Annotated in this window: 8 protein-coding genes; 1 reads left to right on the top strand and 7 read right to left on the bottom strand. The window is 55.2% G+C overall.

Annotation, left to right across the window (positions count from 1 at the left end; genetic code table 11):
• The first annotated feature begins 284 nt into the window (after positions 1–284).
• Positions 285–515, top strand: coding sequence for a hypothetical protein (locus tag ACUVTA_RS08000; RefSeq protein ID WP_445952428.1), 231 nt, complete (start codon positions 285–287; stop codon positions 513–515).
• A 188-nt stretch (positions 516–703) separates the two neighbouring features.
• Here ACUVTA_RS08000 and ACUVTA_RS07995 read toward each other — a convergent pair whose 3' ends face one another.
• From ACUVTA_RS07995 to ACUVTA_RS07965, 7 genes are all read right to left on the bottom strand, one after another.
• Positions 704–1,966, bottom strand: a complete 1,263-nt coding sequence (locus ACUVTA_RS07995) for a putative sulfate exporter family transporter (RefSeq protein WP_445952427.1) — start codon at positions 1,964–1,966, stop codon at positions 704–706.
• 249 nt (positions 1,967–2,215) lie between these two features.
• Entirely contained in the window at positions 2,216–2,365 is a 150-nt protein-coding gene (locus ACUVTA_RS07990; protein WP_445952426.1) for a hypothetical protein, read from the bottom strand.
• 262 nt (positions 2,366–2,627) lie between these two features.
• On the bottom strand, positions 2,628–3,983 hold the full coding sequence (locus ACUVTA_RS07985) for an ArsB/NhaD family transporter (RefSeq protein WP_445952425.1): 1,356 nt from the start codon (positions 3,981–3,983) through the stop codon (positions 2,628–2,630).
• Positions 3,984–4,325: 342 nt separating this feature from the next.
• Positions 4,326–4,760 (bottom strand): DUF1634 domain-containing protein, encoded by a 435-nt coding sequence (locus tag ACUVTA_RS07980; RefSeq protein ID WP_445952424.1) that lies wholly within the window; start codon positions 4,758–4,760, stop codon positions 4,326–4,328.
• Between the two features lie 11 nt (positions 4,761–4,771).
• On the bottom strand, positions 4,772–5,560 hold the full coding sequence (locus tag ACUVTA_RS07975; protein ID WP_445952423.1) for a sulfite exporter TauE/SafE family protein: 789 nt from the start codon (positions 5,558–5,560) through the stop codon (positions 4,772–4,774).
• Positions 5,490–5,711, bottom strand: coding sequence for a hypothetical protein (locus ACUVTA_RS07970; protein ID WP_445952422.1), 222 nt, complete (start codon positions 5,709–5,711; stop codon positions 5,490–5,492). Before ACUVTA_RS07970 ends, ACUVTA_RS07975 begins: the two co-directional genes overlap by 71 nt.
• A gap of 62 nt (positions 5,712–5,773) precedes the next feature.
• On the bottom strand, positions 5,774–6,115 hold the full coding sequence (locus tag ACUVTA_RS07965; RefSeq protein WP_445952421.1) for a universal stress protein: 342 nt from the start codon (positions 6,113–6,115) through the stop codon (positions 5,774–5,776).
• Between the last annotated feature and the right edge of the window lie 309 nt (positions 6,116–6,424).

The following is a 6,424-nucleotide window of genomic DNA, read 5'->3' as shown; positions in this document are numbered from 1 at the left end:
AACGGGGTGATCTTATCTGCCAGAGGGAATTTACACCAGAATTCGGACTTGACCTAAACTTTACTACAATAACTGGCGGGAGGGGAAATACCTGGTTATAATGGGCTTCATAATGAGGCACTTATATTTTAGAAACCCGGAAGAAGAGGAGCATGACCGCTCTCTCCGCAAGGAGGCGGTGGCGAGGTTTAAGGAGAAGCTCGCGCGGAGAGAGGTCAAGCAACTCATTGGCAACAGCGCGTACCGCCGGTATCTGAAGATAAACGGGATCCAGGTGGGTATAGATGAGCACGTACTTCCTTCAGGAGGAAGCCAGGTACGACGGGAAGTACGTTTTGCGGACCAATACCACCCTTAGGGATGCCGCGGTTGCTATAGGCTATAAGAGCTTCTGGCAGGTAGAGCATACTTTTTGGGGGCTTAATCAGGGTCGGACTTGGACCGGGCTACCACTACACGTTACCCCGCTGCCACGTTCCTCCGCCAACCCTGAAGAGGGGTGTTATAGTACATGATACCTTCGTGTCTTGAACCGTAGTATTTTCAAGGGTTTCGTGACTTTGGGTTTCAAACTTGAATCAATAAACCCAAGAAGCCCGCGGGAAAACCCGGTAAAGGACGCGCTGCCGGACAAAAAAGAGGGCCGTCCGGTTCTTTCCGAACGGCCCGCAACGGTACACTGCTCAGCCGGATGGCAAGGCTATTACCGCAGGAGGAGCACCAACAGCACGAGGAGCACGATGCCGAGGCCCAGGCTATAACCAATCAGTTTCTTTTCCGGCGGCGTGAGGTCGTACCATTCCTCCCGTTCTTCCGTAAGACCAGCGTTAACCATCCACTTCAGCCTCCTTTCCCTGCGGCGTTCAGCCGGCATCTGCGGCGGCATCACGCCGTGGAAGAAGATCCAGGAGATGAAGAGCCCCACCCAGATGATGAAGCCGAAGAGGCAGAGTACATAAACCGCAGCCAGGCGGCCCATTCCTTCCTCCCAAAGCTTCCGGAAGTTAGACATCAGTCCGATGGTGAAGAAGGTCAGGGTAAAGAAGATGCCGCGCAAGCTGTCAGACTCGCCCATTGCCGCCTTCGCCGTTTTCATGAATTCCTGGTCCTGCAGGTGGCCAAGCCCCACTAACAGCATGACGAGAAAGGTGAGGAAGTAGCCGATGACGAACTTCGGGAAGCGGTTCCAGATCTCGCCGGCGCCGACCCGCTCGCCCGGCTTGCGCTCGATCCAGTAGCACCAGATCACGGCCAGAACGAAAGCCCATACGCCGGTAAAGATGTCAATGAAGATCTTGGTGGTAACGGCGGCCATGGTGATAAAGTCCTTGTCCCAGTTGACGTGGAGGGCGCTGGCCGCCTTGGCCTGGATCAGCGCCGCCGTAATCGCGCCGCTCGCCACCGCCGCGCCGTCGGTCTTCACCGCGAGGCCCATCCAGGCCCCGGTCACCATCGGTTCGGTGTAGAGGAACGTTTGCGCCAAAAACGGCAGGATGATAAGCTTAACCACGGCAAAGATAACGACCAGCGAAGAAACAATAATGGGGACCACCGATCGCGAGCGGATGGCCGCACCGGTAGCAATCGCGGCCGAAACACCGCAAATCGAAATACCGGAAGCCAGCGGCGCTGCCCATTCCGGCGTGAACTTAAAGTAGCGCCGCGCGACGAAATAGACCACCGGCCAGTAGAGAAGGTAAGCCTCAACGATAGCGCAAAGCCCCCGGGCCAGCACCTGTCCCGCCAAACCGAGAGCGTCGCAGGCCTTAATCCCGATCGTCGCGCCTAAGATTACGATCGCCGTCTTCACAAACCATTCCGGTCGCGTCGCTTCCTCGAGAAACTGGGCAAAGCCGCGGCAGAAATTACCGATAATGAGGCCGACAAGCAGCGCGATAATAAATCCGGCTTCGCCCGTCAGCCGCAACCCAAGCTTCGTCATCCCGATCTTCTGGGCCTCCGCCACCGTCGGTGCCGCTATCGGACCCCAGTGACCTATTAATCAAGCAACCGTAAGCAAGCCAGAAAATGATACTGAACCCGACGATGAACCGACCCACGTTAAAACGCATGGCCGCAGCACCGATTGTTGTAAGGACGAGGAGAAAGATGTGAGTGAAGATAAGCGACGTGAAACCAGAGAATCCTGTTTCGGCGAGATGTTTCGAGACTGGACTTAAGGCCTTGGAGAAGTCGATCCAGAGGTTCGTTTTGACTACCCATCCCAGGAGGTCGGTACCGGTGGTTTACCGAGGGCCAGAATAAAAATCAGGAGTCCTAACCATACCGCCCACCAGTCCTCGCTCCTGAGCAGTGACGACCCGCTTTTCTCCTGGGGCATAATCTCCCCCCTTAAAGCAGGCATCCTAAGATCCGCTTACCAGGAGCACATCCTGCGCCAAAGGCCTTCTACCCTGCTTACCCATCTATCCCCTCCTTTCCCGTAACCTCTTACCGGCAAACAAACTATCCGCACCGCAAATTATACGGAACAAACCCTTTTATTCGCATTATAACAAGTTTGCCAGCAAAAGTAAAGCCACGATTCTCTAGCGCTCGACAGATTTCTTATTCTGCCCCCGCTTTTCCTCCTTTTCAAAAGAAAAGCTACGAACGAAGAAACTGCTTTATGCCTCCGCGCCCTCTTCTTTCTGCCCGCTACAGCGCCACCAGAGGCGCGGCAGCAAACCGAAAAGGAGCGCCAGGGCGACACTTAAAAGCGCGACCCGCCCCGTCCCAAGGAGCACCCACAGAAGCATGTAACCCGAACAAAGCAAAATCGAGAGGAGCATTAAAGGGAAGCCCACCCGGAAAAACTCCCAGAAGGTAAGTATAAGTCCTCTTTTCTCCGCCATTCCTGCCACCACCACGTTAGCGGAAGCGCCGATAATGGTCCCGTTCCCGCCAAGGCAGGCGCCGAGAGCCAAACACCACCAAAGAAAGCTAAGCTCAAAAGAAGGCAGGTGGCCCAGCCGCCCCATATTTTTAAGCAGCGGAATCATCGTCGCCACAAAAGGAATGTTGTCCACAAAGGCCGAAGTCAAGGCGGAAAACCACATGATAAAGATACCGGTAGGGATAAGCGCGCCTCCGGTCACCCCTAAAGCAAACTTCGCCAGCGCCTCGATGGCACCCACCTCTACCAGCGCTCCCACCACTACAAAGAGGCCCACGAAAAAGAAGATCACCGGCCATTCGATAGCGTGAAAGGCGTGCTCCGGTTCCGACCGGGTGATAAGCAACAAGAGCGCCGCGCCGCTTAAAGCTACTACGCTCGATTCCAGGTGCAGGTACTGGTGCAGAAAGAAACCCAAAATGACGGTACCCAGCACGAAGAGACATTGCCGCAAGAGCACCGGGTCTTTAAGTTCTGCCCGCTCGTCGAGCTCGAAGATGCGCTGGCGCACGGCGGGCGCGACCCGCAGTTGCCGCCGGTACAGAAGCTGCAAAATGAAGATGGTGACCAGATAGACCGGGAGCACTACCGGAGTCAGGTTGATAATGAAGTCCATAAACCCTAATCCCGCAGCGCTCCCGATCATGATATTAGGCGGGTCACCGATCAGGGTGGCCGTGCCCCCGATATTGGAGGCTAAAATCTCGGCCAGGAGAAAGGGGAGCGGGCTCAGCGCGAGCCTTTTGGCAACAGTAAGGGTAACGGGGACGACCAGGAGCACCGTGGTCACGTTATCGAGGAAAGCGGAAAGGAACGCCGTTACCGCGGACAGCGCAGCGAGAATGGCCAGCGGTTCCCCCTTGGTTGCCTTAACCGCCTTCACCGCTAAAAACCGGAAAACTCCCGTCTCCTGCGTAACTCCGACGATGATCATCATTCCCACCAGCAGGCCGATAGTGTTCCAATCGATGGCGTGCACCGCCCCGTCGGGGGGCATGATACCGGTCAATACCAGAAGGACGGCCCCCACAAAAGCGGCTACCGTCCGGTGGACCCGGCCGGAGACAATCGCGGCGTAAGTAAACAAAAAAACGGCCCCTGCGAAAAAGGCCTGAAGGTCGGGAGTCATTTACAATCAGCACCCCCCGCTGATTTCGAAATAAAACAGGCCATACAGAGTTTTTCGCCACCAGGCCTTCTTTTCCTTCTCCGAAAACGACCAGTTATTACCAACACCGGCGGCCGTCTGCGCCTGCTTTTAGCCCTACGTCAGGGCAAGCCTTCTTCTCCTTTCTCAACAGCTAAAATCGGTTTCCCGCCGCCAATTTGCCCTTATTTTCCTCCGCTTAAGACCGCCGTTATACCTAAAAAGAAAAGGGGGTGACCGAAACCACCCCCGTAGCAAGCCGACCTATATAGCCTCCCAAGCCTAGTGCCCAGCTTTTACCACGCCACTGGCAGCCAAAACAAGGACCACAACCTCAACCAAGGCGATCAGGAAGTACCAGGTATCTTTTTTCTTTAGGTAAGCCGGCACCAGCGAAAAGAAGAAGCCTATAATCGTTAAACCCGAAAGGAACGCAATACCAAGATGATTGAAGCAATCGCCTTTGCCGAGATAGCTTACCCAGCCCCAGCCGGTCGGCGACTTGGTTACTTCCACATACTTGTGGGCCTTCAACCCCCACAACTTCGGAAGCTCCTCTACCGGAACGTACGGTGGCAGAATACCGCTAACGTAGATAATAAAGCCAATAACCAGAAGGGCTATCCCGATGAGCACCCCCCCGAGCAGGATATTCGCATAAACCACCTGCTCGGGCGGAGCCTCTGTCTGGGCTACTTGCGTCTCCTTAGCCACCATCTTCGCACCTCCTATTTCCAGATACCCAGACCCTGCAGTAGGGGCCAAATGCCGGAGAAGAATAACATAATGATGACGATATAGCGCACCGCCTTAGGCTTTGCCACCGCCAGCAGCCGCACACCAACGAAAGAACCAAGCATGATGCCCAAAACCGACGGCACCGTAATCATGGGCAGGCAGGCGCCGTGGTTAAGATAGACCCAGGCGGCAGAGGCATCCGTAATGGAAAGGAGGAACTTACTGGTCGCTACGGAGATCTTCAAGGGCGCCCCCATCAGCAGGTTCAGCACCGGGACGTTCGCGCAGCCGGCGCCCAAACCAAACATCCCCGCCATCACCCCGATAACGATGAAAAGTAAGAATCCGAGCACAGAGCGATGAACCGTCCATTCCACCGTCTTGCCGGTGGAGGCCTCGTAATAGATGCCGTTGATCCTCAGGGCGGCCGCCAGCGCATCGGCCCCCGGCACCTCCGGAAACTCGGCACTCTTAGAGACGATAAAGAGTACCGAGATACAGATAATCGTGGCGCCTAAAAGAATCTGGGTAACGTTCTTGGGCAGCGCCAAACCGATAAGCGCCCCGAAGATGCTCGCCGTGGAGGCGATCAGGGCTACCGGAAGCGCCAGCCGCAAGCTAGCTAAGTTCCGTTTCAGCAAGCCGGGACCCGCAGCCAGACTGCCGGAAAGCGCGACGATTAGCCCCGCACCCCGCACGAAATCAAGGTTAAACGGAAAAAAAACCGCCGACGATCGGGGTAAAGAGAACCCCCCCGCCGATACCTGCGAGAACCGCAAGGACGCCGAGAATAAAAGTAGTGATGAAGAGGAGCAACGGCCAAACCCACCACGGAGTGTGAGGCGCTGCCGTAGCGTTGACCGCAGCACTTACCGCCTCCGGAGGGGCAGCCGAAGCGATTAAAGGAACCACTCCAGCAACCGTAAGCATTTTTCTAAATCCCCCTATCGTGGCAATATGGATATCACAGCACTAAGCAGCAAAATCCGCGGTTACTTCACGACCAATACCGGGCACTGCGCGAGCTGCAAGATCTTATGGCAGACACCACCCAGAACCAGCTCCCGGATAGGACCCGTACCGCGGCTCCCCATCACGATTAAATCCGGCTGCCACTGCGCGGCGTACTCTAAGATCTCCAGTATGGTTTCCCCAACTAAAATCACGCTCTCTACCGGTACACCCTTCTCCGCAAGGAGGTCTTCGGCCCGTTTCAACTCTTCGGCTGCCCGGTCCTTGGCCTTCGCCACGAGTTCCTCCTGTTTCTCCTTAGGCAGGGTTAGAAACCCCCACGCACCGGTTTCCCAAAGTTCGACCACCTGAAGGATCCGCACCTGAAGATCCGCGGTCTTTTACGCCAGCTTGCCGGTAAAGGCTACCGCCCGCATGGCGTTATCCGAACCATTGAAAAGCACCAAAACCTTCACCCTTTCCACCTCCTTTCCCTTGTTAAAGTACTAAACTTCCTAATTCGTTACGCCAATTTTTTTCTCCTGCTGCGAAAGTGATTTTTTCACTAAAAAACGTAAAAAATTTGTAACCGGTAAAGTTAACAGAATGGCGCAACTTTTTCACTCATCCTCTTTATCGAGGTCTCTGAAAAACCAGCTTAAAAAATAACCCATCATTTCTGAAGGGATACC

Source organism: Thermodesulfitimonas sp. (assembly GCF_052743955.1).
Note: the sequence above shows the minus strand (reverse complement) of the source record. Positions and strands in the feature narration are given on the sequence as shown.